A 25,334-nucleotide genomic window follows, 5' to 3' on the forward strand; every position below is an offset into this window, starting at 1 on the left:
CGATTAGACGCTCTGAACTGCTCCGAGCGCACGAGGGGCGATGGCCGCCGCACCGAACAGTTCGAGTCGCGAGATGGTGTGGCCCGAACTTTCCGGCACCCCGTAGTGATACCCCTGCGCGCTGCGCACACCAATGACGCCCAGGTGATCGGCCATCGCTTGGTTCTCGACGCCCTCGACGATCATCGAGTACTCGAGATTGTCGCCGAAGCTCTGCAGGGCCATCAGAACTTCACGTTGGCGGATGTCGTCGAGGTCGTCGACCAGGCTGCGGTCGATTTTCAGAATATCCATCGGCATCCGCACGAGTGCGTCGACGGACGAGTCCTGGGAACCGTAGTCGTCAAGGGCGATCAGGATGCCGAGGTCGCGCAGTCGCTCGGCTTCGGCACGCACCTCAAGCGAGACCCGGGCGACCGAGCGCTCGTTGAGTTCGAGGCAGAGGGAGATTCCGGGGTACTGGGCGGCGAGGTTGACCAAGAAGTCGCCCATCCGTTCGGGCAGCAACTGCGATGCCTCGATGTTGATGGCCATGCAGACGATTTTCGGTTCGACGCTTCGAAAATCGGCGGCTGCGGTCATCGCCTTGGTCGCGACCTGGCGAGTGAGGGCGTCCATCCGTCCGAGCGCTTTCGCCGCCTCGATGAGGGTGGACGGCGCCACTGTTCCGACCTCGGGATCCGCGAAGCGCACGAGTGCCTCGAATGCCCAGATCTGGTTGTTGATCAGGCTGACGATCGGTTGGAATGCGAGATCGAGGCGATCCTCGTCGATGGCACGCACGACGACATCGTTGAGGTGCGCCGAGCGGTGACTCGAAACATAGATGCTGCTCTTTTTGCCCGGCCCCACTGCCCGGCGAGCCTTCTTGGTGATGAGCATGCCCTGGTCGGCGTCGTGCACGAGATCGTCGATGTCGCTCTCGCGGTGTGCGGAGTAGGCCAACCCAATGCTGAGCACCGGGGTGAAGGTGTGCACGCCGATACTGACCGGTTTGCTGGTGGCCGCCGAGATGCGCTCCGCGATGGTTTTAGCCTCTTGAATCGACGAGAGGTGAGTCAGGATGACCACGAATTCGTCGCCGCCGACGCGCGCGACGAAGTCTTGCGGCCGTACTGCGTCGCCGAGACGCTGCCCGATGGCGCGCAGCATCTCGTCACCGGCCGAGTGGCCGTGCCGGTCGTTGATTGTTTTGAAGTCATCGAGGTCGATAAAGAGCACGGCCAGCGCCTCGGAGTACTCGCGATGGTCGTTGATATTCATCAGCGCATCGTGGAATGCGCCGTAGTTCGGCAACCCGGTGAGCGGGTCGGAGTTCGCCCGCACCGTCAGACCGCCGATGTTGAACCGGGACGTCATCACCGCACTGGCGGTATGGGCGAGCGCGACGAGGGCACTGCGGTCGTCGGTGGTGAATGCGCTGTCGCGGCCGTCACGCTGTGCCACGACATACTCGGTGTGGCCGCGGTGCAGTGCGACAAGTGCGCCGATCTCCCCGTTCCGCGGCGCTTCGGCGCGCACCACCACTGATTCGGCGCCGATGGTGTCATTCACCGCTGCGCAGAGCAGCTGGGCCACCCCCGCCGCGGCATCCGCGTCGCTCACTGCCCGCGAGCCGCGGACCTCCGCCGTGACCTTCGTGAAATCCTCGCTGGTCGACAGCGCCCGTGTTCCCGCGATCAAACCGACCAAGCGACGATGCATCGACAGATTGAGTGAGCTGACGCTGACGGCGGTGGCGACCACCACGAGCAGCAGGAGCACAATCAGCGTGTTCAGCTCTCCGGTTCCCGCGCTCATCAGCGGGAGGCCGAACTCACTCCAGCGACCGGCGAGCAGGGCGATGGCGACCGCCGCCACAATCGTCACCGTGATGCGAAGCGGGGAGAGGTTGAGTCGGCGCGAGGCGGGGCCCGGGTGCGAAAAATGACGCACGCGCAGAGTTTCGGCCACCATCGCGAAGATCACGTACAGGCCACAGGCGATGGCCAGTGAACCGTTGGATGCGAAGCCGGTTGCGGAAAGCAGTGCGGCAAGCACGAGCACGACCACGCCGCCGGCGCCGGCCAGCGCCGCACTGTACAGGGCGACGAGCCGGCGAGCCCGGTGAATGTTCACCACGAGGAACGTTCCAAGAACGACGACCCCGACTGCCGCAAGGGGCGGAAGCTCTGGCACGAGTGCGGGAAGGGCGAGCACCGGAAGGCTGATCATCATGCTGCGATGCGGCACCTGCCCGAGCCGGATGCGGCAGGCTTCAAGCGCCGCCGCGCAGAACACACCGGCGATCGCTATCGGCCAGCGGGCGACCTCGCCCATGACCAACACCATGACGGTGTTCACGACCAGCACCCCGACGATGGTGCTCATCAGAATGACGATCACCCGTCTGACGCCCGACAGCCCCCGAAATTCCTTCACGCAGTCAGAGTAGTGGAGGCCTGGGACGTTTCGGCAGTGACAGGCCAGGGCAGTAGCGACCTGAGCGCGAAGCCGCGAGCGCCCGGTCGGTGGCTAACTCCGGTAATCGAGCGCGCGAGAGGTGACTGGGCCCGTAAAGACGCGCCGGCTCCTCCGCACAATGCCGGATTGCCGGAGTTAGCCACTCGATTCGGCGCGCAGAGCATACGCAACGACCCCCTGCCCGGCACGAGGCCGAGGCAGAGGGTCGTTGCTGCAACGTGGTGAGGCGGATGCGACGATCGCTTAGGCGATGCCGCCACCGTCGACGACGAGTGCGGAACCCGTGACGTAGGACGAGTCGTCGCTGGCGAGCCAGACGACGGCCGCTGCGATTTCACTCGGCTGGCCCATGCGGCCGAGCGGACGGTCGGCCGACTCGGCGAGGAACGCGTTGGCGTCCTGCGAGAGCTGACGTGCCTCTTCGAGCAGCATGCCGGTGTTCACGTCGCCCGGGTTGACCGAGTTGACGCGGATGCCCTGCGGGCCGTGGTCGATCGCCAGCGCGCGGGTCATGTTGACGACGGCACCCTTCGAGGCGCAGTAGGAGATGGCCTGGCCGCCACCCTTGAGGCCCCAGCCGGAACCGGTGTTGACGATCGAGCCGCCACCGTTTGCGGCCATGATCGGCACGACGTGCTTGCTCATCAGGAAGATCGACTTGACGTTGACGCCGAAGACGCGGTCCCACTCCTCGGCCGTGGTCTCGACGGCCGTGGTGCGACGGATGATGCCGGCGTTGTTGAAGACGACGTTGACGCCGCCGAACTCCTCGACCGTGGTGGCGATGATGCGCTGGATGTCGTCTTCGTTCGAGACGTCGGCTGCAATGGCAACGGCGGTGCCGCCGGCCGCGCGGATCTCTTCGACGACTGCTTCAGCGGCATCCGCGCGCAGGTCGACGACGGCGACCTTGGCACCTTCAGCAGCGAAGGCCAGCGCCGTGGCGCGGCCGATTCCGCCGGCGCCGCCGGTGACGATTGCGTTCTTGTTTTCTAGACGCATGACTGCGCTCCTTCATCTTCGGTGAGTGAAACTCGTGGTGCTGAAACTTATGGGGTTGAAACTGATAATTCTGCTGACGCCGTCGCTTCGGGCGCAGTGACAGGGTAGACGCCGGTGCTGCCGACACCCGTGATCACGCGAATGTAGCCCGCCACCGTGCGATCGACCACGGGATCGCCCGTGTCGACGAGGAGAGGCTGCCCGAGCAGCAGGGCGAGCTTCTGTTCGGTGGCGACGACGAGCAGTGGGTCGTTGCCGAGCGCCGCGACAACTGCGGCAGAGATCTGCTGGTTGCCGCGCCCGAGCAGAAACCCTTGCCCGCCGATCACGGTGACGACGGCTTGTGCGTGGGCGACGCCATCCGTGACGCCAGCCGTGGCCGCGCGTGCGCCCAAATCGTCGCCTCCGGCGGTGGGCACGCGACGATTTGAGCGCACGCGCGAGGAATCATCGGAGGAATCAGCCGCCGAATGAGCGGGGTCCGACGACGGACCGGCCGCGAGCGAGGCGATCAGGTCGAGCAGCTGCTGCTCGGAGGCGTCGGCGAGCACGAGCTCGCCCTTCTTCGCCGCGTCGACCCGCACCACATCGACGCCGAGGGGCGTCTTCGGGGTGCCGAGCTGGCGGGCGACCTCGCGGGTGGTTCCGCCGGGGCCGAGCAGATAGAGGGTGGTGTCATTCATGGCCGCGATCACACCGCGTGCCGCCGCCTGCACGGCCGCGGCCTCGGTGACCGGGGTCGCGGACTTGCGCGATTGGGTGCGCCCGACAATGAACGGAACCTGCACGAGGGCGAACAGTTTCGGGTCGACCCGTCCGTGCCGAATCTGCTCCTCGTCGACGTCGAGCACCTCCCGCTCGGTGAGCGGAACCTTCTCGTCGCCGAGCCAGTGGGTGGCCAGCGCGCCGGCCGCCGTCGGGCTGACGGCGAAGCAGCCGGAGTACATCTTCACCCCGGCGGGCACACCGAGCATCGGCTGCCACGGGCGCAGAGCGGATGCGACGTCGCGCGCCGTTCCGTCGCCGCCGACGAAGAGGATCAGGTCGGCGCCCGCCTCCTCGATCGCCAGCGCCGCAGCGGTGGTGTCGGCCCCGGTCGAGGGTACGTCGGCCTGGTAGACGACACGAGCCGACAGCCCGGCTTGACGCACGGCATCCGCGCCCATCGCGCCGTCGGCCGTGATGATCTCGGCCTGCGGGTGCGCGGCGGCGATCACGGTGAGCGCGGCGACGGCACGCTCACCCGAGCGCGCGTGCGCGCCCCGGGCGAGCGCCGTGGCCTGAACCTCTGGCCCGTCGCTCCCCTTGAGGCCGGCCGGCCCACCCACCCCGGCGACGGGGTTGATGAGCAGGCCGATGGTGCGAATCATGCGTGAGGCTCCGGCTTCTGGTTGTAGATCGTTGGTCGAGCTTGTCGAGACCCGGTGACCCAGTCTCGAGAACCGGTCACGTGATCTCGACAGGCTCGATCACCGTGCTGTCTAGCTGAAGTACTTGCGCTGGTACATGCGCCAGGTGATCGCCCAACGCTCGGGATCGTCGAGGTCATCGTGGTGCGTGTGGTGAACCGTCTGGTTGTGCGGCGCGGTGCGCACGACCTCCGGCGTCTCACGGGCCTCACGGGCAACCTCGGCCAGCACGCCGGCATACTCGTCGAGTTCGGCCATCGTGTACGACTCGGTCGGCTCGAGGGTGAACGGCTGCGGCACCACGTAGGGGTGGTGGCTGGTCCAGTAGTGCATGCCGAAGTCGCTGGCGCGCACACCGATCTCTTCCGAGCTGATGCCGGTCTCTTCGAACAGTTCCTCCCACGAGTAACGCACCTGTTCGATGCGGCGACGGCCCGTTGCGTACGGGGCCGATGCGCCGGGGATCTCGAGGATGCGCTTCATCAGGTAGTTGTTGTTCAGCACGGCGATCTCGGCGACGGCGCGGAGGCCTTCTGCGCCGAGGGCCATGATCCACGAGTACGCGCGCACCAGGTTCGGGATGACGCCGTAGAACGGCGCAACCTTGCCGATGGACTGCGGGCGGTCGGCGTTGAGGGTGTAGCGGTCGCCCACCTTCTCGACGATCGGGCCCGGCAGGAACGGTGCGAGGGCCTCGGAGACGGCGTTGGCGCCGGCGCCGGGTCCGCCACAGGCGTGCGGGGTCGAGAACGTCTTGTGCAGGTTGAAGTGGCAGACGTCGAAGCCGGCGTCACGGGCACGGGTGATGCCGAGGATGCCGTTGGCGTTCGCCTGGTCGTACGAGGCGAGGGCGCCGACGGAGTGAGCCAGGTCGACCCATTCCTTGACACGCGGGTTGAAGATACCGGTGTCTTCCGGGTTGGTGATCATGATCGCGGCAGTCTGCGGGCCGATCACGGCACGGAGGGCGTCGGCGTCGGGGTAGCCCTCTGCATCGGGGTAGAGGGTGATGACCTTGTAGCCGGCAGCCTTGGCCGTTGCGGCGTTCGACGGGTGGCTGAAGATCGTCGTGATGACCTCGTTGCGCTGCTCGCCCTCACCGTTCGACTCGTGGAATGCGCGAATCATGGCGATGTTGGTCCAGATCGCGGTCGAGCCGCCACTGGTGTGCAGCGAGACGCTGTGCATGCCGGAGATCTCGGCGATCATCCGCTCGAGGTCGTAGATCAGGCCGAGCACGCCCTGCGCGTCTGCCTCATCCTGCAGCGGGTGCATGTCGACGAGCTTGGTGGTGCGGATCAGTGCGTCGTTGACCTTGGGCGAGTACTTCATGGTGCAGGTGCCCTGTCCCACGTCGACGTTGAGGTCGGCGCTCAGGTTCTCCTGGCTCAGGCGCAGGTAGTGACGCAGCACGCGCATCTGGCCCATTTCGGGCAGGGCAGCCTGCTTCGTCCGGCGCATGCCGGAGGGCAGGTCGGCCACGACGTCGCCGACGGCCGCGGTGACGGCGGCCTCGGGGCGCGAGACGAGAACGCCGCGCTCGCCGGGCGTCGTCAACTCGAAGATGATCTTTTCGTCCCAGCTCGCCTGGTGGAAGCGACGCAGGGCTGGCTTCGGTGCAATGGGGAGGCTCATGCGCTCTTCTCCTCGGTGTTTGCTGACGTGTTTACTGACGTGTTGGCAGCGGCGGTGTTCAGAACGGCGGCGACGGAGACGACCAGGCGGTCGATGTCGGCCTGGGTGGTGACCTCGGTCACGCAGACGAGCAGCTCGTATTCGCCGACGACGACGCCGGGCTCGATGCCCTCGGCGCGCAGCGTGCTGACGACCGAGTGAGCGGTGACGGATGCGCCGCTGAAGTCCACGACGAACTCGCGCAGGTGCAGCGCGTCATCGGTCAACCGAACGCCGGCCAGGCCGGAGAGCTGCTGCTGGGCGTAGCGGGTGCGAGCCAGCAGGGTTTCGCCGAGGTCGGCCATTCCCTGCGGTCCCATCAGAGCGAGGTACACGCCGGCGGCGATACCCCAGAGTGCGGCGGCCGTGCCGACCCACTCTTTGCCGTCTTCGCGCAGTGCGAAGGAGGTGCGGTCGTAGGCGACGTCACCGAAGCCGTACTCGCCGGCGACATCGGTCGAGGCCAGGCCGAACAGACGCGACGGCATCTCCATGATGAACTTGGGGTCGTCGTGCACGGCGATGAAGCCACCGTGTGCGCCGCCGAACCACTGGTGGATGCCGAACGACTGGATGTCGCCGCAGACGATGTCCGCGCCCTGGTCGGCGGGCGGGGTGAGCACGCCGTAACCGACCGGGTCGGTTCCGACGACGAGGATGGCGCCGATTGCGTGGGCGGCGTCGGCGAGCTGACGGATGGCGGTCTCCACCGCGCCGGTGTAGCTGGGGGTCTCGACCCAGATGGCCGCGATCTCTTCGCCACGCGACTGGGCGAGCGCGACGACTGCCGCGACATCCGCGGTGCCGTTCACGGTGGGAACGAAAGCGAGGTCAAGGTTGGTGCTCACGAAGTCACTGACGCGCGAGAGCTTGTCGGGCAGCACGTCGCTGGCGACAATGACGCCGCGGCGACCGCTCATGCGGCCGGCCATCGACAACGACGTGGCCGTGGCCTGGTAGCCGTCATAGGTCGGAACGTTGACGACGTCCATGTTCAGCAGCTCGGCCATGAGCGACTGGTAGGTGAACAGCGCCTGGAAACGGCCGTGGTCTTCGTAGGGCTCACCGGCGTAGGCGGTGAGGAATTCGCTGCGGTTGATGACCTCGTCGACGACGGCGGGAACGAAGTGGTTGTAGGTTCCGGCCCCGAGGAAGCTCAGCTTCTCTTTGGTCGAGCGGTTCTTGTTCAGAACGCCTTCGACGTGACGCACGAGGTCCTGTTCGGCCACGAGCGCGGCCGGCAGATCGAGCGGACGGGTCATGCGAAGGTCGGTGGGGACATCCACATAGAACTCTTCGATCGACTCTGCGCCGACGGCGGCAAGCATCGCTGCTTTGACGTCAGGTGCCGAGTTCGGCAAGTAGGGGTGCACGAATGGTTGTGTCATCTGACTAGACCTCTGTCTTCTCGGTCGGGTGGGATTCTTCGGTGGATTCGGTGGTCGAGCCTGTCGAGACCGGTGACCGGGTCTCGAGGTCGGCGTGCGGGATCTCGACAAGCTCGATCAACGGGTGCGCGACATTCGCCGGGTGCGCGAGCACCGCGACGCCGGCCGGGGCCAGCGTCAGCCGGCCGGTCACGTCGGCACCGGTGATCAGGTCGTGTGCGCCGGCCGGCACGGTGACGGATGCGTCGGTGTGGCCGTGATTCAGCACGAACGTGTAGTCGGTGTCACCGTCGGTGCGGGTGACGACCTCCAGGTCGCGAGTGGCGACACGGTTTTCGAGGCCCGCAGCCGCCAGGGCGCGAGCGAGAACCTGCTCGAGACCGGCCGGTGCGAGCGTGGCCGAGAGGTACCAGGCTGAGCCGGCGCCGACCGCGTTGCGCACGATCGCGGCGCGCCCCGCCAGAACTCCAGCGGAGTACGACGCGACGATCTCGGCATCCGGTGCCGCGTCGATCCACTCGCTCCAGATCTGGGTTTCGAGCTGTTCGCCGCCCAGGCTGACCTGACCGGTCTGCCCGTCGGAGAGGGGCCACCACTCATCGACCTCGACACCGAGCAGCGCGCGGAGCGGGCCGGGGGCGCCGCCCTCGTGCACCTTTTCGGTCGGGTCGACGACGCCGCTGAAGGGGCCGACGACCAGCTGGCCGCCGCGCTCGACGAACGCGGTCATGGCTGCAGCCTGCTCGTCGGTGGCGATGTAGAGGTTGGGCACGACGACGACGTCATAGCCGTCGAACGAGCCGGTGGCGCGCACGACGTCGACGGTGTGGCCGAGGGCGAACAGGGCGCCGTGCCAGGCACGGGCCTGCTCGAGCCAGTTCAGACGCTGCGAGGGCAGCGAGTCGGGTGCCGCGCTCCCCCACCAGGAATCCCAGTCGGCGACGAGGGCGACGGATGCTCGCACGCGGGTTCCGCGCACGGCCTCGATCTGCTTGAGCTCGTGTCCGAGGGCTGCCGTCTCCTGGAAGGTGCGGCTCTTCTCGCCGCGGTGGCCGAGCATGGCGGAGTGGTACTTCTCCGGGCCGAACTTGGCCTGGCGCCACTGAAAGAACATGGCTCCGTCTGAACCGTGCGCGATGGCCTGGAAGCTGTCGAGACGCATCCGCCCCGGAGCCTTGGGCACGTTCACGTCACGCCAGCTGACCGCGCTCGGAGCCTGCTCGAGCAGCAGCCACGGCTGGCCGTCTTTCAGCGAACGCATCAGGCCGTAGTTGAGAGCCGCGGGCACGTGTGCCTGGGGGTCTGCGGGGTCGGGATAGGCGTCATCCGTCACGAGGTCTTCGGCAGCGGCGAAGTCCCAGTAATCGAGCTCCTTGAAGAGGCTCATGAAGTTGGTCGTGACTGCAACGTCGGGGGTGACCCGGCGCAGCACGTCGATCTCGCTCTGGAACAGCTCGAGCAGGGCGTCGCTCGAGAATCGCTCGAAGTCGAGGTTCTGCGAGGGGTTGATCGGTCCCATCGAGGTGCGCGGCGGTTCGATGTGTTCGAAGGTGTTGTAGTTCTGGCCCCAGCAGGTGGTGCCCCAGGCCTCGTTCAGGCCGTCGATGCTGCCGTAGCGAGCCTCGAGCCAGCGGCGGAAGTGACGGGCCGACTCGTCGCACCAGCAGCGCGGCACGTGGTCGCCGTACTCGTTGGAGATGTGCCAGAGGGCGAGGGCCGGGTGGTTGCCGTAGCGCGTGGCCATCGCTTCGGTGAGGCGCAGCGCGTGCTCACGGAAGATCGGTGAACTCGGGCAGTACGCCTGACGCGAACCGAACTCGAGACGCTGGCCGTGGATGTTGGAGGGCAACACCTCGGGGAACTCGCGAATAAGCCAGGCCGGCGGCGTGGCAGTCGCCGTTGCGAGGTCGACCTTGATACCGTGCTCCCAGAGCAGGTCGATCACGCGGTCAAGCCAGCCGAAATCGTAGACGCCCTGCGTCCGTTCGATCTGCGGCCAGGAGAACACCGGGAGAGAGACCAGGTTGACGCCGGCCTTCTGCATCAGCCGGGCATCCTCGATCCAGGTCTCTTCAGACCACTGGTCAGGGTTGTAGTCGCCGCCATAGGCGAGTGCATCAAGCTTGATCGGCCGTGCAGGAGTCGAGGTCATGCCCGCTCCCCTTTCAGGATTTCTCGTGCAGTGTGAGAGCGAACCATTTACACCGCGTTGTGAAGATTGTATTCTGTATACAGCAACCGTATGACGAATATTGTATGGAGTCAACCCATAAACTGGGCGTCTCATTGGTGAGCCTGGGAGGGCGCATGGCAATCGAACGTAAGACACTTCGCGCACAGGTGCGCGATGAATTGCTCGCACGCATGCGATCAGGCGATGCCCAACCCGGCGAAGGCATCAACGAGGTTCAGCTTGCCGCCGAACTCGGCGTGAGCCGCACCCCGCTGCGTGAAGCTCTGATCGGCCTCGAGAGCGAAGGCCAGATCACGAGCGAGAACGGCAAGGGCTTTCGCTTCGTCGAGTTGAGCGCCAGCGAGTTCGAAGAACTCGCGCCGGTGATCGCCACCCTCGAGGGTCTCGCAATCGAACTCTCCCCGCTCGACAAGATTCAGGAGATCGGGCGCCGGCTCGCGACCCTCGCCGCTGAGTTCAACGACGATATCGCCGAGCACGCCGAGGTCGCCCATCGCGACGACGAGTGGCACAACATCATGCTCAGCGCCTGCCCCAATTCACGACTGCTTGAGATTATCGGCGGCGTGCGCGGGCTCTTCCACCGCTATGAATCACTTCTCGTCGAGGACCGGGCGATGATCGCCCGCGTCGCGGCAGAGCACGCCACGATCGCGAACCTGCTCGTCGAGGGCGACATTCCCGGAGCACAGGCCGCCCTCAAGGCGAACTGGCTGAACGGTGTTCAGCGCATTCTCGCCAACGCGGAGTTGACGTCGGCGCTGGCTCCGCGCCGCTGATCGAGCCGCACCGGTGATCGGGCCATACCGGTGATCGAGCCATACCGGTGATCGAGCTTGTCGAGATCACGCGAGCCGATCTCGAGACCCGGTCACGAGGTCTCGACAAGCTCGACCAACGAAATGGTTCGAACCCGAAGATGGCGCACCCGGTCTCGACCAGCGGCATCCGCCTCGGATGAACGACCGGTGATCGAGCCTGTCGAGATCACGCGAGCCGATCTCGAGACCCGGTCACGAGGTCTCGACAAGCTCGACCAACGAAATGGTTCGAAGCCGAAGATGGCGTACCCGGTCTCGACCAGGGGCATCCGCCTCGGATGAACGATCGGTGATCGAGCCTGTCGAGATCACGCGAGCCGATCTCACGACCCACGCACCCGGTCTCGACAAGCTCGACCAGCGAGATGGCGGGCAGCGCTAGCCCTTGACCGCCCCACCGAGCAGGCCAGAGATGAACTGGCGCTGGAAGATCAAGAACAAGATCAGCAGCGGCAAGGTCGCCAGCAGCGAACCGAGCATCAGACCGGAGTAGTCGACCCGCGACAGGCCGATCATCGTGTTCAACGCCACCGGAATCGTGTAGTTCTCTTCGGTGTTCAGCATCAGCAGCGGCCAGATGAACGCGTTCCACTGCGTCATGAACGTGTAGATGATCAGCGCGGCGATCTGCGGCCGGGCGACCGGTAGCACGATCCGGTAGAAGGTGCGGAACTCGTTCGCGCCATCGATCCGGGATGACTCGATCAGCGAGTCCGGGAAGTCGAGGAACGACTGCCGCATCAGGAAGATTCCGAAGGCGCTGGCGACGAATGGCAGGATGACGGCCTGGTAGGTGTCGATCCAGCCGAGGCTGGCCATCATCTGGAACAGCGGCACGAGCAGCACCTGCATCGGAATCATCATCGTGACGAGGATGAGCCCGAGCGCGATCCCACGCCCGCGGAACTTGAATTTCGCGAGCCCGTAGCCGGCCATGATACTGATGACGGAGCTGAACGCCGTGTAGACGATCGCGACCAGCAGGCTGTTCACCATCACGCGGCCGAAGTTCACCGACTCCTGCAACCGGGCCAGGTTGGTGAGCAGTTCGCCGCCCGGAAGCACCGGCAGCGGTGTGCCGAACAGGTCAGAGGTCTGATGCGTCGAGGCGATGATCATCCAGAGGAATGGGATGAGGCTGATGATCGAGCCGATCAGCAGAACGATGTAGACGGGGGCGTGACGGATGGCCGAGCCCAGTTTGGTGGCGACCGTCGGCGTAGCGCGGGTCACGATTTCTCCCTCGTGAGACGGAACTGGATGAGCGCGATCACCGCGGTGATCGCAACGATCATCCAGCCGATGGCGGAGGCGTAGCCGAAGTCGAACTGACGGAAGCCGACCTTATAGAGGTAGAGCACGGGCGTGAGGGTGGCGTCGCTTGGCCCTCCCCCGGTGAGAATGAAGTTCTCGTCGAACAGCTGCAGGGCGCCAATCGTTGACGTGATGCCGGTGAAGAGAAGAACCGGGCGCAGCTGCGGAACGACAATCTTCGAGAAGATTGCCCAGCGGCCGGCGCCATCCATTCGTGCTGCCTCATAGAGCTCGCCGGGGATGGCCTGGAGTCCGGCCAGGATGATGACCATGTTGTAGCCGGTCCAGCGCCAGGTGATTGAGGCGATCAGTGCGACCCGCGCCCAGACCTCGTTGTTCAGCCAGTCGACCGGAGCGATGCCGATCAGGCCGATCATCTGGTTGACGGCGCCGCCGTCGGTCGCGAGCATGACGCGAAACACGACTGAGTAGGCCACCAGGGTGGTGACGGCCGGCAGGAAGTGCAGAACGCGGAAGCCGCCCTTGAACTTCAGCCAGGTCTGATTGAGCAGGTAGGCCAGGCCGACGGCCAGGCACATCATCAGCGGAACCTGGATGACGAGCAGGATGCCCGCGTTGAACAGGCTCTTGCCGATCAACGGGTCGGAGAACAGGCGGACGTACTGGTCGAGACCGACGAACACGGTCTGGCCGCCGACGGTCTTCGTCATGCTCTGGTAGAGCGACGAGCCGAGCGGGTAGGCGAAGAACAGTGCGAACAGAACGAGGGCGGGGGCGGCGAAGTACAACCCCGGACGCTGAAGCTTGCGCCCCAGCGTCCGGGGTGTGGTCAGCCCGCCCTGGGCGGCGCGGGTGCGCGCCCGAGAGGACGAGACGGTCATGCTATTCGGCGATCGTGCGACCAGTCGCGTTGGCGATCTGGTTGGCGACGTCGTCGAGGGTCTTCTTCGGGTCTGCCCCGTTGATGACGGATGCGACGACCGCGTTGGCGACCATATCCTGCGCCTTGGCGTTGTCACTGGTGTAGTTGATCGACGGGATGTTCGCGGTCTCTTCGCCGAACAGCGAGTAGACCTTCTGGCCGGAGAAGTACGGGTCTTCCTGCTGGAAGAAGTCGTCTTGCAGGGCCGGCAGGTACGACGGGAACAGTCCCTCGTTCTTCATCATCGAGACCTGGTTGGCCGTGTCGGCCAGGGTCCAGGCGACGAAGGATGCGGCGAGGTTCGGGTTCTTCGCCTGGGCCGGAACCGCGAGGCCGGAGCCGCCGCTGTTCGAGGTACGCACACCGTCGGCGGTGAAGCCGGGCAGCGGGGCGACGGCGAACTTGCCCGACAGCTCGGGCATTTCACCGGTGAGGGTTCCGGTCCACCAGACGGCTTCGGGGTGCACGGCGGAGTCGCCGTCCTTGGTCGCGGTGACGCGGCCGTCCCAGCCCTTGACGTTCTTGATCAGCCCCTTGTCGTTCATCTCTTTGAGAACGGTGAGTGCCTTGACCGCTTCGGGCGAGTTGACAGTGATGTCACCCTTCGCGTCGAACAGGCCCTGGCCCTGCTGCTGCAGCATCATGGTGAACGTCGCGCCGGTCGACACGTCGATCGACATGAGAGTGTGGCCGGTCTCGGCCTTGATTTTCTCGCCGGCCGTGATCAGGTCGTCCCAGGTGGTGAGGGATGCCGGGTCGACGTTCGCTTCGGCGAGGTAGTCGGAGCGGTAGAACAGGCCGACGGTTCCGGAGTCCCACGGAGCGACGAGGATCTTTCCGGCTTCATCGGAGGCGGCAGACCACTTCGACGGGTCGAAGTCGGCTTTCTGGTCGCCGATGATCGGGCCGAGGTCGGTCAGGCCGGTCGGGAACTCGGTGATGTAGCCGGGTGCGCGGTCGGTCTCGATCGTCACGACATCGGGCAGACCACTACCGGCCTTGAAGCCGACCGAGAGCTTGTCGTACGCGTTGTCGTATCCGACGTCGACGACCTTGATGGTGGTTCCGGGGTGGGCTGCTTCGTATTCGGAGCTGAGGCGCTTGAGCGCCGTCGCCGCGACATCCCATGACCACACGGTGATCTCACCGGAGACCTTGGCACTCGGGTCGAGGGCCGGAGCGGCCGCGCCCCCGGTGCCGCCCGTCGCGCAACCGGCGAGAAGAGCCACCGCTGCGAGAGCCGTAACTGGAACGAGATATTTGCTGATCTTCATGATGACTTCCTTGTCGAGAGCGCAGAATATTGTATACAGTACACGGATGCCGAGAGATTCGTCAACGCCCGCATCGAGGGTCGTGCGGCGGCCATCTCGTTGGTCGAGGAGTACGCGACGCAGGAGCGCGCATCTCGAGACCACGCGAGAGAATCTCCGGACTTGGGTCGCGTCTGAGCATCGGCTCACGAGATTTCGAGACACGTGCTCGCTACGCTCGCGCGCTCCTCAATCAACGAGAATGTCGGAGGACGCGAAAAGGCCCGGCCCCGAAAGGGCCGAGCCTTCGAACGTGACCGCGCGCTAGGCGGAGAGCCGCACCGCGAGATCGATGTAGAGCGCCGCCGACCAGCCGAAGGAGGTCGTCGCCGTGCGCGCCTTCTGCCCGGTGACCGGGTTGAAGTACTCGTTCGGGCCGCCACCGTGAATCACAAGCGCGACGGTCTGCTCGGCCAACTGGCGTGCCTCGTCGGGGTAACCGGAGGCGTCGAGCCCGTCGACGATCAAGGCGTTGATGTTGATCCAGACGGGGCCACGCCACATCCGCTCAGTCGAGAAGTCGGGGTCGCCGACAGCCACGGTCGGGATGCCCCATGGCGTGCCGAACTGGGCTGGGTCGGTGAGCGCCGCGACGAGAGTCGCTGCGGTCTCGGCCGGCAGCTCCCCGGTCAGAAGCGGAAGGAGGCTGACCGCGGTGTACGAGGCCACAATCTCGTCGCCGGCGTGGGAGAGGAAGCGGCCGGCCTCGGCGTCCCACATCTCGAGCAGCAAACCCAGGGTCGCGTCGGCACGCGCGGTGCACGCGGCGGCCCGCAGGGCATCGCCGGAAGCGGTGAAGCGGGCGGCCACGAGCCGGTCCTGCAGCACGAGGTAGGCGCCGAGGTCGGGCGAAGCCAACGGGAACGGTCCGTCGAAGATCGGGCTGTCGTCGAGACCCGACGAGTAGGGGTGGCCGTATTCGGGCATCCCGTCGCCGTCGAGGTCGGAACCGGCGAACCACCAGTCCTGCGAGCGAGCGATGGTCTGCCAGTTGGTGTCGGCCCAGGAGGCGAGCTCCGCGGCATCGACATCCGTCGACTTCGCCAGGATCTTGCCGAGCGCCCAGGCGGCCAGCGGCGGCTTGGTCAGCGGAACCGGGATGCTCGGGTCGGCAACGTTCGACCCGTGCGCACGCAGGGTCTCGCGGTCAGCCGGCGGCAGATCGTCGCTCGACGCGAGCACACCCTCGTCGTGCACGACGTCGGGCAGCTGGCCGGTCTCGGTCGGAAACCGGAAGGCCAGGTCGAGCTGCTCGCGTGCGAGCTCGGCGTCGCCATGGCGGAGGCCGACGGCGATGAAGTAGGCATCCCACTGCCAGAGACCGACGTAGCCGATCTTCGAGGGCACGACGGCGCGCGCACTCCCCTGGCCGGGCAGTTCGACGATGTTCGCGCCGAGCACCCACCAGCAGAACGCGGTCATCGCCTGAAGATCGGGCCGCACGCGCGGGCAGCGGTCGAGCCAGTCGCGCCAGATCGTCTCGGTTGCGCCGAGGTGCGCGGCGTGACCGTCGGCGTCATCCGCACCGAAGAGAGACGTGGTGACCACGCGCTCCTCGCCGACGGTGAGCGAAACGGATGCGGCGGCGTCGCCACCGAGGGCGATCGCCGTTGTGCTTCCACCCGGAACCCCGAGCCGAAGTTCGGCGGATGTTCCGGCTGCGACACCGACACTCAGCGCGTGCGGGCCCGCGAAGGTCAGCGTGACGAGCCCTCCGCCGAATTCGATCCGCTGCGGAAGCACCGCGGTGACGGCGAGGAGCTCGCCGTCGGCGCCGGCCACGGAGAGGCGGTCGAAGACCACGCAGTCCGAGAGGCGGCGCTCATACTCGGCGCGGCAGACGCGCACCGAAGTGAGCGGTGCAGCATCCGTCGCCTGGTCGCCGTGAGCGAGCACGAGGATGCGCGAGCGTGGCAGCGTGAAGGGGGCGGCGACGAGGTCGAGGAAGGTGCCGACCGTCGCGAGCAGGTCACTGGTTGAGGCCGTCGAAACGGTCGCGGTGTCGCTCAACGTCCGCCCAGCCCCGAGGCAGCCATGCTGGCGATGATCTTGCGCTGGCCGATCACGAATGCAATGAGCATGGGGATCGTCGCAACAGCGGAGGCCGCCATGATCAGGCCGTAGTTGACCGCACCGAACTGGCCGCTGAACGACGACAGCAGCAGCGGAACAGTGAACAAGTCGGGGCTGTTCAGCAGCACCAACGGGAAGAGGAACGAGTTGAACACGTCGAGCGCGACGATGATGCTCAGCGCACCGATGCCCGGGCCGAGGTTCGGCAACACGACGCTCCAGAAGGTGCGCCAGCGCCCTGCGCCGTCCATCAGCGCGGCTTCTTCGAGTTCACGCGGCAGCGACATCACGAACTGACGCATCAGGAACACCGCGAACGGGTTGACCATCATGGCCGGAATGATCAGCGAGAGGTGCGAGTCGACCCATCCGAAGTTGCTCATGATCAGGTAGAACGGGATCAGCGTCACCTGCTTGGGGATCATCTGCGTCGCGAGGAAGATGATGAAAATGACTTTGCTGCCACGGAACTTGATGCGCGCGAAGGCGTAGCCGGCCATGGATGCCGTCAGCAGGGTTCCGACCACGGCGAGCACCGTGATGTAGATGCTGTTCAGGTAAGCCTGAGCGAACGGGGCAGCGTTCCAGGCATCGGAATAGTTGCTGAACGTCCACGGGTCCGGCCAGAAGCTCAGTGGGTCCTGCAGCAGCTGCGGCAGCGTCTTGAACGAGGTCAGCAGCATCCAGATGAACGGGAACACCATGGCGATCCCGACGATCGTCAGGATCAGGTGAAGCAGGCCCTTGCGGGTCAGTGAGGCGCGCTCCCCCGGCTTGGCCGACGTGCGCGACTGGCGCGGCGTGGCCTGTTCGGGGCGACCGGCTTCGGTGGCAAGGATCTGTGCGGCCTCATCGACGACATCTGTTTCGACCGGGGTCACTCTGCACCATCCTCGTAGTGAACGAACTTCTTCTGTGCACCGAACTGAATGGCCGTGATCACCAGGGTGATGACCAACAGGATGATGGCGGCCGCGCTCGACGGCCCGAACTCAAACCGGCCGAAGCCGAGATCGTAGATGTGGTAGACGATCGTGCGAGTGGCGTTGTCCGGTCCACCCTGGGAGGTCAGCACGAAGACGACGTCGAACGTCTGCAACGAGCTGATGAAGGCGATCACCGACGAGAAGAAGATGATCGGCGAGAGCAGCGGCATCCGGATGCGCCAGAACAGCGTGAAGGCGCCGGCGCCGTCAATGCGGGCTGCTTCAATGACCGACGCCGAAATGTTCGACAGACCGGCCAGGAAGATGATGACGTTCAGACCCATCGACGCCCAGATCGACACGATGCAGACGGAGATCAAGGCCAGGGTGGGGTCACCGAGCCAGTCGGGCGGTGAAATGCCGAAGGTCTTCGAGATGACGTCGCTCAGCACACCATCGGCGCGGAGCATCTGCTGCCAGATCATCGCAACGGCGACGGTGCTGGTGACCACCGGGGCGAAGAACAACACCAGATAGAGCGTGCGAGTCTTCAGCTTCTCCAACGCGACGGCGATGATGAGCGAGAACGCGAGGCCGATCGGCACGGTGATCAGGGCGATCAACAGGGTGTTGATGATGCTGCGGATGAGCAGCGGGTCGCCCAGCTGTGACACGAAGTTATCGAACCCGACCCAGGTGAGGTCAGTCAGGCCATCCCAGGAGGCGAAAGCGAGAATGAAGCTTCCGGCGAACGGCAACAGCACGAAGAGCGCCATTCCGATTACCTGAGGTGCTACGAACACGTAGCCCCAACGCCGGTCCCGGCGCCGCCAGGCGGACTCCTTGTGGAGCCCGCCTGCCGCCGGAGAGGCGTTGTGCGTTTGCTCGGTGTGCGAGCTCGACACGACGGTCATTATTTACAGCCTTACTTGCTGGTCTTGCTGGTGATCAATTTCTCGACATCGTCGAGAGTGCTCTGCGCGTCGCCCTTGCCCTGGTAGAACGCGAGCATCTTGTCGCTCACGTCGGTCGAGAGACCGGGAACGCTGGCCTCCGTTGCGGGACCGGCGAAGCCGATGTCGCGCATGTCAAGGAAGGTCTGGGCGTGCGCCGGGTAGCCGTCCTTGAGCACGACATCGTCGGCGCCCTTGATCGACGGCACAGCGTTGCCGCCGCCGCCGAGACGGAAGGTCTGGCCTTCTGCGCTCAGGAACTCGGTCCAAAACGTGAACGCGGCATCCTTCGCCTTGGTGTCCGCGTTGATCGCGAGGTACGAGGCGGCGACGCCGGTCGGCGCCGGGGTGCCGTCGGGGGTCGGCCACGCGACGATGTCGTAGTCGTCCTGCACGCCGGCCGACTCAACGGTTCCGATCGTGTAACGACCCTGTGAGAAGAAGCCGGCCTTGTGTGTCACGAAGACGCTGTCGGCGCCGGCGCCGGAGGGAAGGGTGTCGGCAACGACGAAAGTTCCGTCGTTGAAGTTCTTGCCGAGTTCCTCAACCGCAGCGACCGAGGTCTTGTCGGTGTTGGCGACGAATTTTCCGGCCTCATCGAAGGCGGTGCCGCCCTGCGAAGAGATCCAGCTGTAGTGGGTGGCCCAGTAGTTCCAGAACATCGAGCCGGTCAGGCCGGCGGCCTTGAGCTTGTCGTTCATCTCGAGGTACTTCGCGGTGGTCCACTCGCCGGCGGCGGCGAGGGTGGCCGGGTCTTCGGTCACGCCGGCGTTTGCGAGGGCGACCTTGTCGTACCAGAGCACGTCGGGGTTCGAGTCGTTCGGCGCCGCGAAGATATCGGTGTCGGTCTTGGCTGCACCGAAGAGGCCAGGGAAGAAGTCGTCCGGCTTGGTCTGGCTCGCCGGGGACTCCATCAGATCGGTCAGAGGCATCAGACGCTTGGAGGCGACGAACTGGCCGATCTTGTCATCGCCGACGTAGAACACATCGGGAGCAGTGTTCGAGGTGAGCTGAGCGAGAAGCTTCGAGTGGTAGTCGGCGTAAGACGCGACCGGCTGCAGCTTCACGGTGATGTCGGGGTGGCGCTTCATGAATTCGGTATTGAACTCGTTGAATCGAGTGAGTTCCTCTGGCGTACCCCAGGTTGACCACACAATAGAGTTCGGGTCTGACTTGGCCGACGTTCCGCTACACGCGGCCATCGACAAAGCGATCGCCGCGGCAGCGCCAATCGCGATAAGTCGTCTCGACTTTGAGAACATACAGATACCTCTTCCGGGTGACAGTTGTCTCTGTATTCTGTATACAGATGCACCCGTTGTCAAGATGACACGGCCCGCGCAGGTCATCTCCCGAGGTTTTCTCAGTGTTTTTTACACGCTGAGGGAATCCGCGATTCCCGTGCGATACGCCGAGGCGGTTCCGCCGGCGAGCTCTCCCCCATCGACGATCAACTGCTGACCGGTGATGAACGCGGCGTCCGGCGAGGCGAGAAAGTAGAACGCTGAGGCAATCTCGCTCGGCTCGGCATGGCGCCCAGACGGAATCTTCGCGTTGACCTCCTCAATCATCTCATCGCTATATTCCAGTCGCTGCATGGGTGTCATGACATACCCAGGACTGACACAGGCGGTGCGCACCCGCGGCGCCAGTTCGAGCGCGACGCTCTTGCAGAGTGCGAGCACCGCCGCCTTCGACGCGTTGTAGTCGGCGTACCAGGGGTAGCCCGCCGTTCCGTTCGTCGATGCGGTGGCCAGCAAGACGCCCGAGCCGGCATCGAACATGTGGCGCCCAGCCGCCTGCCAGAGGTTGATCACGCCGATCACGTTGATGCTGAACAGCTTCTCAATCTCCGCGCGCTTCATCTGCAGAAAGGGGCGACGGATGCTGATTCCCGCGTTGGCGATGACGACATCGACTCGACCTTCCGCCGCGACAACCGCGTCGACCAGCGACGCGACCTGCACGTCATCCGTCACATCACACTGGCGCCAGATCGAGCCGGCCGCCGGGTCGGTCGGCTCCTGCAGATCGAAGTTGTAGACCGTCGCGCCGCCGGCGATGAAGCGTTCGGCACTGGCGCGTCCGATTCCGGACGATGCACCGCTGATGATGACGATCTGCTCCATCTCGGAGCACCTCCTTGATACTGAAAACTTGGACTGGGTGTGGGTGTGAATGGGGGTGTAGGGGGGCGCGTGCGTTAGAGAACCTTCGACAAGAACTGCTGCGTGCGCGGGCTCTGCGGATTGGCGATGACCATGCGCGGGTCGCCCTTCTCGACGACGACGCCGCCGTCGACGAAGGTCAGTGAGTCGCCGACCTCGCGGGCGAAACCGATCTCGTGAGTGACGACGACCATCGTCATTCCGGCCAGGGCCAGCGACTTCATCACTTCGAGAACCTCGTCGACGAGCTCGGGGTCGAGGCCGGAGGTCGGTTCGTCGAACAGCATGACCGAGGGGTCCATGGCGAGCGACCGCGCGATGGCGACCCGCTGCTGCTGCCCTCCGGAGAGCTGGTTCGGGTATTTATGACCGTGCGTGCCGAGGCCGACCATTTCGAGCAGTGCCTGCGCGCGCTCCTTGGCCTCCTTCTTGTTCACACCCTTGACCTTGATCGGTCCGCAGGCCACGTTCTCCAGCGCGTTCATGTTGTTGAAGAGGTTGAAGCGTTGAAAGACCATGCCGATTCCGAGCCGGAACTGGGCGTAGTCCTTCGAGCCCCACTCATAGAACTTGTCGTCCTTGAAGGTGTATCCGACGTCGGAACCCGAGACGCGGATGCGCCCGCTGTCGATGGTCTCGAGGGCGTTGAGGCAGCGCAAGAATGTCGACTTGCCCGATCCCGACGGCCCGATCACGACGGCGACCTCGCCGGCGGCGACCTCGAAACTGATGCCGGCCAGCACCTGGTTGGTGCCGAATGACTTGTACACCTGCTCGGCGATGATGATCGGTTCGGTGGATGCTGCGGCAGCGGCCACATTCACATCAAGCTGAAGCTTCGTCACAGTGATCCTCCTGAGGCATTCGTCGTCGGGATGGCGAGCTTGCGCTTCGCCTGAGCGTTGATCAACAGGGATCGACCCCAGCTGGCTCGGGGCGACGGCGGCAGGTTTGCCGTGCCGAACTTCTTCTCGAGCTTGTTCTGGAAGTAGGTCGCGATGGCCGTCAAGATCATGTACCAGATGCTGACGACGATCAGGAGTTCCATGATCTTGCTGTTCTGCTTGTAGATCTGGCTGGCGTTGGTCATCAGGTCGTTTCCGGCGACAACGTAGACGAGCGACGTGGTCTTCAGCATGCTGATGAACTCGTTGCCGATCGGCGGCAGGATGATGCGTCCGGCCTGTGGGAGAACGACGATGCGCATCCGTTGGGCCGGGGTCATCCCGATCGAGCTGGCCGCTTCCGACTGCCCGACGTCGACGGCCTGGATCCCGGCGCGCACGGTTTCGGCCGCATAGGCGCCGAGGTTCAGGGCCAGGCCGAGCATTGCGGCGTTAAAGCCGGTCATCAGGGTGTTCATGTCCCACTGGTAGCCGATGCTGGTGAACGGGATGGCCAGGGTGAGGGTCGGAAACAGGAAGGCGAGGTTGAACCAGAAGATCAGCTGAACCAGGACAGGGGTGCCGCGGAAGAACCAGATGTAGAGGTTGCTCAGCATCTGGGCGAGAGGGTTCGACGAGAGCTTCATGATCGCCAGGATGACGCCGATGCTGAGGCCGACGACGGTGGAGATCACCGAGAGTTCGAGGGTGACCAGCACGCCCTCGAGAATCTTCGGGAAGACCAGATAGGCCGCGACATCCGGCCACGAAATGTGCGGATTGGTCGCCAGGGTGACGGCGAAACCGACGAGCGCAAGCACGCAGAGGATGCCCACGACGACCCGGCCGGGGTGTTTCAGTGTGACGGTGTTGTCGGGGGTCGGCTGCAAAACCGTTGCCGCCTTCTCCATCGTTTGTTCTTCCAGCATGTGCACTTCTCCTGGCATTGGTTCGATTGCGTTGGATCGATTGCGTTGGCTCAACGGGCACGGTCCGCGCGAACGCGGCCGTGCCCCGGTGGGGTGAGAGGGGGCGGAGCTCGCGGGCGACGAAGGTCACCCGATCGGCATCCGCCCCCCGGTGGCTACTTGCCCTGGTTGACCGTTGCCTCGGTGAGTGCCATGCCAGAGAGGTCCCACGCGGCGAGGATCTCGTCGTAGTCGCCGTCGGCGATCAGCTTGTTGACGGTGTCCTGCAGAAGCGTGATGAGTTCTTCGTTCGTCGGGTCGACGGCCAGGCCGAAGAGCGATTCACCCGGGATCTCGATGGCCTCGATGGTGCCGCCGGACTCCTTGGCCCGGAAGACGCCGACCGGGTAGTCGTTCATGCCGGCCTGTGCGCGGCCGCTCTGCAGCTGCAGCAGCGCCTCGGGGTCGTTGGCGAAACCGAGGATCTCGATGGCGGCCTTGCCCTGGGCGACGCAGTCGTCACTGAAAGTCGTGGCGAGCTGCATGTAGTAGCCGTTGTCGAGAACTGCCATCGTGTGACCGCAGAGGTCGGCCGGCGCGTTGATACCCTCTGGGTTACCCTTCGCGACGATGATGGCGCCCGACGACTTGGCGTAGTCGACGAAGGAAGCCTTCTCGCGGCGCACCTCGGTGTCGTTGAAGCCCGAGGCGAGCACATCGAAGCGACCGGACGCGACGCCTGGCATCATCGAGTTCACATCGGAGTTGGTGATCACAACTTTGACGCCCCAGCTGTCGGCGATGGCGCGCATCAGCGACATGTCGACGCCCACCATGGTCTTGCCGTCTGCGTCGAACATCTCCATGGGCGGGTAGCCGTCGGCCGTGGCGACCTTGAGCCCGTTGGTCTTGATCTCGGCCGGAACACGGGCGGCGAAGTCGGCGTTCTGGCTGATGCCCTCGAGCACGGATGCGGCGAGGTCGCCGGACGGGATCGGGTTCTTGAACGCTTCAGCCGCCGGGGCGTCGGTGCCGACCGGTGCGGCGGCCAGCGACTGGCCACCACAGCCGGTCAGCAGCAGTGAGCCGAGGGCTACAGCGGCGAGGGCGGCGAGGCGGAACGGGGTGCTTTTCATTGTCAATCTCCTTTGATTCAACGTGAGGCAGAACGGTGGTGCGGGTGGTGCGGGTAGAACGTGTGTGAGGGCCTAGCGAGCCCAACGCACCTCGCCGCCGACAACGGTCAGCGTGACCGCGGTATCCAGCAACGCGGCCTCGTCGACGGCGAACGGATCCCGGTCCAGCACAGCGAAGTCGGCCAGATAGCCGGCGGCGAGACGCCCCTTCGAGGCGGTCTCGCCGGATGCGGTGGCCGGTCCGGTCGTGTACGCGGCGAATGCCTCAGCCCGGCTCAGTCGCTCGGCAGGCTGCCAGCCGCCCTGCGGGTATCCGTTCGTCCGCTGCCGGGTGATGGCGGCGTGGATGCCGGTGAACGGGTTGGTGCTTTCGACGGGCGCATCGGAGCTGAAGGCGAGCGTGCCGCCGGCATCCAGGATGCTGCGCCAGGCGTAGGAGACGATGTCACGGCCGCCGAGCAGTTCGTCGACCATGTCGATGTCTGACGTGCACGACGACGGCTGCATGCAGGCGACGGCACCGAGCGCGCCGAGCCTCGTGATGTCGTTCGGGGTGCTGTGCTGCACGTGTTCGACCCGGTTTGGCAGCAGGGCGCCAGAACCGTCAGGCCGCGTCACCCGTTCGAGCGCGGCGACGGCGTTCGTGACGGCGCCGTCGCCAATGGCGTGCACCGCCGCAGCGAGGCCGTTGTCGGCCAACCGTTGCACCAGCGCGTTCAACAGTTCCGGCGGGGTGACGGCGATCCCGGTGTTGCCCGGCTGGCCGGGGTACGCCTCGTGCAGCAGGCAGGTGTGCGACGAGAGCGATCCGTCGCCGAAGATCTTGACGGCGCCGAATCGCAGCCAGTCATCGCCGTCGCCCGAGCGGATGCCGCGCTCGATCAGGCTCTCGAGCGACGCGACGGGCATCAGCTTGTGCACGCGCAACGGGAGGCGCCCGGCCTGGTGCCGTGCGCTGAACGCGCGGAGGGCATCCTCACCGTCGATGTCGTGGATCGAGGTCACGCCGTGCGCGAGCAACCCCTGCAGCGTGGCGCCGAGTGTCGCATCGAGCGCGGAACTGGTCAGTGGCGCGAAGAATCGTTCCGCGGCGAAGGCGGCGGCCTCCCCGAGGATGCCGGTGAGGTCGCCCGACGCGTCGCGTGAGTAGCTGCCGCCGATCGGGTCGGCCGAGTCTCGCCCGATGCCCATTCGCGCGAGTGCCGCCGAGTTCACCCAGAAGGTGTGCAGGTCGCCGTGGTGCAGGGCAACCGGGATGTCGCCGGTCACCGCATCGAGCTGGAATCGTGTCGGAGTGGCGCGGTCGACCCAGAGGCGATTGTTCCAGCGTCCGCCGAAGATCCAGTCGGTGCCGTGCGGCTCTGCCGCCCGTGCCGCGCTGACGCGGGCCGCGACTAGCGCGAGGGTTTCGTCGAGGGAACGCGCCGACGAGAGGTCGATTTCGGCGGACTGCAACGCCAGCTGGGCAGTGTGGATGTGGCTGTCGGTGAAACCGGCGACGACGTCGGCCCCGCCCAGGTCGACCGTGGCGTGAGGCCCGTTGGCGCGGTCGTTGCAGTCGGCTGAGGTGCCGATGTGTTCGATTGTTTCGCCCCGTACCAGCATGGCCGGTGATGATTCGGTGCGTGCACCGGGGGTGTGAAACACGCCGTTTTCGTAGACGGTAACGCTCATGGTGGTCTCGCAATGCCTCAGACAGCTTCGCTCGAACGCACCTGGCGGCGAGGAATCTGATGTCCCACGTGAAACTGTCGTCTGCCCAAGACCGCTGCGCTCGAGGTCGATTGTGTCGACCCCGCTTCAGTGCCTCATTGCTAACCTGAAT

General features: G+C 65.4%; 19 protein-coding genes. 1 reads left to right on the forward strand and 18 read right to left on the reverse strand.

Annotated features, from left to right (window positions below; translation table 11 throughout):
- Positions 1-3: 3 nt before the first annotated feature.
- From AB4Y63_RS06360 to AB4Y63_RS06385, 6 genes are all read right to left on the reverse strand, one after another.
- Positions 4-2,421 (reverse strand): putative bifunctional diguanylate cyclase/phosphodiesterase, encoded by a 2,418-nt coding sequence (locus tag AB4Y63_RS06360; protein WP_441790206.1) that lies wholly within the window; start codon positions 2,419-2,421, stop codon positions 4-6.
- A 285-nt stretch (positions 2,422-2,706) separates the two neighbouring features.
- Positions 2,707-3,465 carry an SDR family NAD(P)-dependent oxidoreductase gene (locus tag AB4Y63_RS06365; RefSeq protein ID WP_345065228.1) on the reverse strand — a complete coding sequence of 253 codons (759 nt, stop codon included), beginning with the start codon at positions 3,463-3,465 and terminating at the stop codon, positions 2,707-2,709.
- Positions 3,466-3,512: 47 nt separating this feature from the next.
- On the reverse strand, positions 3,513-4,835 hold the full coding sequence (locus AB4Y63_RS06370; RefSeq protein ID WP_441790207.1) for an ATP-NAD kinase family protein: 1,323 nt from the start codon (positions 4,833-4,835) through the stop codon (positions 3,513-3,515).
- Positions 4,836-4,946: 111 nt separating this feature from the next.
- Positions 4,947-6,509, reverse strand: a complete 1,563-nt coding sequence (gcvPB, locus tag AB4Y63_RS06375) for an aminomethyl-transferring glycine dehydrogenase subunit GcvPB (RefSeq protein ID WP_441790208.1) — start codon at positions 6,507-6,509, stop codon at positions 4,947-4,949.
- The gene (gene gcvPA, locus AB4Y63_RS06380; protein WP_441790209.1) at positions 6,506-7,936 is read right to left on the reverse strand and encodes an aminomethyl-transferring glycine dehydrogenase subunit GcvPA; all 1,431 of its coding nucleotides are present in this window, start codon (positions 7,934-7,936) and stop codon (positions 6,506-6,508) included. Before gcvPA ends, gcvPB begins: the two co-directional genes overlap by 4 nt.
- A gap of 4 nt (positions 7,937-7,940) precedes the next feature.
- Positions 7,941-10,088, reverse strand: a complete 2,148-nt coding sequence (locus AB4Y63_RS06385) for a beta-galactosidase (protein ID WP_441790210.1) — start codon at positions 10,086-10,088, stop codon at positions 7,941-7,943.
- Between the two features lie 155 nt (positions 10,089-10,243).
- Between AB4Y63_RS06385 and AB4Y63_RS06390 the strand changes: the two genes are divergently transcribed.
- On the forward strand, positions 10,244-10,909 hold the full coding sequence (locus AB4Y63_RS06390) for a GntR family transcriptional regulator (protein ID WP_441790211.1): 666 nt from the start codon (positions 10,244-10,246) through the stop codon (positions 10,907-10,909).
- Between the two features lie 420 nt (positions 10,910-11,329).
- Here AB4Y63_RS06390 and AB4Y63_RS06395 read toward each other — a convergent pair whose 3' ends face one another.
- The 12 genes from AB4Y63_RS06395 to AB4Y63_RS06450 all read right to left on the reverse strand — a co-directional run bounded on the left by AB4Y63_RS06395 (position 11,330) and on the right by AB4Y63_RS06450 (position 25,183).
- A complete protein-coding gene (locus AB4Y63_RS06395; RefSeq protein WP_441790212.1) occupies positions 11,330-12,184 on the reverse strand; it encodes a carbohydrate ABC transporter permease in 855 nt (284 codons plus the stop codon).
- The gene (locus AB4Y63_RS06400; protein WP_441790213.1) at positions 12,181-13,107 is read right to left on the reverse strand and encodes a carbohydrate ABC transporter permease; all 927 of its coding nucleotides are present in this window, start codon (positions 13,105-13,107) and stop codon (positions 12,181-12,183) included. Before AB4Y63_RS06400 ends, AB4Y63_RS06395 begins: the two co-directional genes overlap by 4 nt.
- A 1-nt stretch (position 13,108) precedes the next feature.
- Positions 13,109-14,422 carry an ABC transporter substrate-binding protein gene (locus AB4Y63_RS06405; RefSeq protein WP_441790214.1) on the reverse strand — a complete coding sequence of 438 codons (1,314 nt, stop codon included), beginning with the start codon at positions 14,420-14,422 and terminating at the stop codon, positions 13,109-13,111.
- Positions 14,423-14,725: 303 nt separating this feature from the next.
- Positions 14,726-16,471 (reverse strand): MGH1-like glycoside hydrolase domain-containing protein, encoded by a 1,746-nt coding sequence (locus tag AB4Y63_RS06410; RefSeq protein ID WP_441790215.1) that lies wholly within the window; start codon positions 16,469-16,471, stop codon positions 14,726-14,728.
- On the reverse strand, positions 16,468-17,415 hold the full coding sequence (locus AB4Y63_RS06415; RefSeq protein ID WP_441790216.1) for a carbohydrate ABC transporter permease: 948 nt from the start codon (positions 17,413-17,415) through the stop codon (positions 16,468-16,470). The genes AB4Y63_RS06410 and AB4Y63_RS06415 overlap by 4 nt, the downstream gene beginning before the upstream one ends.
- On the reverse strand, positions 17,412-18,374 hold the full coding sequence (locus tag AB4Y63_RS06420; protein ID WP_441790217.1) for a carbohydrate ABC transporter permease: 963 nt from the start codon (positions 18,372-18,374) through the stop codon (positions 17,412-17,414). Before AB4Y63_RS06420 ends, AB4Y63_RS06415 begins: the two co-directional genes overlap by 4 nt.
- Before the next feature lie 11 nt (positions 18,375-18,385).
- On the reverse strand, positions 18,386-19,675 hold the full coding sequence (locus AB4Y63_RS06425; protein ID WP_441790218.1) for an extracellular solute-binding protein: 1,290 nt from the start codon (positions 19,673-19,675) through the stop codon (positions 18,386-18,388).
- A 111-nt stretch (positions 19,676-19,786) separates the two neighbouring features.
- Positions 19,787-20,542 (reverse strand): SDR family NAD(P)-dependent oxidoreductase, encoded by a 756-nt coding sequence (locus AB4Y63_RS06430; RefSeq protein ID WP_441790219.1) that lies wholly within the window; start codon positions 20,540-20,542, stop codon positions 19,787-19,789.
- Positions 20,543-20,616: 74 nt separating this feature from the next.
- On the reverse strand, positions 20,617-21,426 hold the full coding sequence (locus tag AB4Y63_RS06435; protein WP_441790220.1) for an amino acid ABC transporter ATP-binding protein: 810 nt from the start codon (positions 21,424-21,426) through the stop codon (positions 20,617-20,619).
- Complete coding sequence (locus tag AB4Y63_RS06440; RefSeq protein ID WP_441790221.1) at positions 21,423-22,394, reverse strand: amino acid ABC transporter permease; 972 nt, start codon at positions 22,392-22,394, stop codon at positions 21,423-21,425. The genes AB4Y63_RS06435 and AB4Y63_RS06440 overlap by 4 nt, the downstream gene beginning before the upstream one ends.
- Before the next feature lie 155 nt (positions 22,395-22,549).
- Positions 22,550-23,509 carry an ABC transporter substrate-binding protein gene (locus tag AB4Y63_RS06445; RefSeq protein WP_441790222.1) on the reverse strand — a complete coding sequence of 320 codons (960 nt, stop codon included), beginning with the start codon at positions 23,507-23,509 and terminating at the stop codon, positions 22,550-22,552.
- 72 nt (positions 23,510-23,581) lie between these two features.
- Complete coding sequence (locus AB4Y63_RS06450; RefSeq protein ID WP_441790223.1) at positions 23,582-25,183, reverse strand: amidohydrolase; 1,602 nt, start codon at positions 25,181-25,183, stop codon at positions 23,582-23,584.
- Positions 25,184-25,334 lie beyond the last annotated feature (151 nt).

Source organism: Leifsonia sp. YAF41, from assembly GCF_052113185.1.
GTDB lineage: Bacteria > Actinomycetota > Actinomycetes > Actinomycetales > Microbacteriaceae > Cryobacterium.

Coding starts and splice junctions, on each gene's coding strand:
- AB4Y63_RS06425 (WP_441790218.1), bottom strand. CDS start 19,675: ATGTTCTCAAAGTCGAGACGACTTATCGCGATTGGCGCTGCCGCGGCG.
- AB4Y63_RS06400 (WP_441790213.1), bottom strand. CDS start 13,107: ATGACCGTCTCGTCCTCTCGGGCGCGCACCCGCGCCGCCCAGGGCGGG.
- AB4Y63_RS06390 (WP_441790211.1), top strand. CDS start 10,244: ATGGCAATCGAACGTAAGACACTTCGCGCACAGGTGCGCGATGAATTG.
- AB4Y63_RS06420 (WP_441790217.1), bottom strand. CDS start 18,374: ATGACCGTCGTGTCGAGCTCGCACACCGAGCAAACGCACAACGCCTCT.
- AB4Y63_RS06405 (WP_441790214.1), bottom strand. CDS start 14,422: ATGAAGATCAGCAAATATCTCGTTCCAGTTACGGCTCTCGCAGCGGTG.
- gcvPB (WP_441790208.1), bottom strand. CDS start 6,509: ATGAGCCTCCCCATTGCACCGAAGCCAGCCCTGCGTCGCTTCCACCAG.
- AB4Y63_RS06430 (WP_441790219.1), bottom strand. CDS start 20,542: ATGGAGCAGATCGTCATCATCAGCGGTGCATCGTCCGGAATCGGACGC.
- gcvPA (WP_441790209.1), bottom strand. CDS start 7,936: ATGACACAACCATTCGTGCACCCCTACTTGCCGAACTCGGCACCTGAC.
- AB4Y63_RS06370 (WP_441790207.1), bottom strand. CDS start 4,835: ATGATTCGCACCATCGGCCTGCTCATCAACCCCGTCGCCGGGGTGGGT.
- AB4Y63_RS06440 (WP_441790221.1), bottom strand. CDS start 22,394: ATGCTGGAAGAACAAACGATGGAGAAGGCGGCAACGGTTTTGCAGCCG.
- AB4Y63_RS06365 (WP_345065228.1), bottom strand. CDS start 3,465: ATGCGTCTAGAAAACAAGAACGCAATCGTCACCGGCGGCGCCGGCGGA.
- AB4Y63_RS06445 (WP_441790222.1), bottom strand. CDS start 23,509: ATGAAAAGCACCCCGTTCCGCCTCGCCGCCCTCGCCGCTGTAGCCCTC.
- AB4Y63_RS06385 (WP_441790210.1), bottom strand. CDS start 10,088: ATGACCTCGACTCCTGCACGGCCGATCAAGCTTGATGCACTCGCCTAT.
- AB4Y63_RS06450 (WP_441790223.1), bottom strand. CDS start 25,183: ATGAGCGTTACCGTCTACGAAAACGGCGTGTTTCACACCCCCGGTGCA.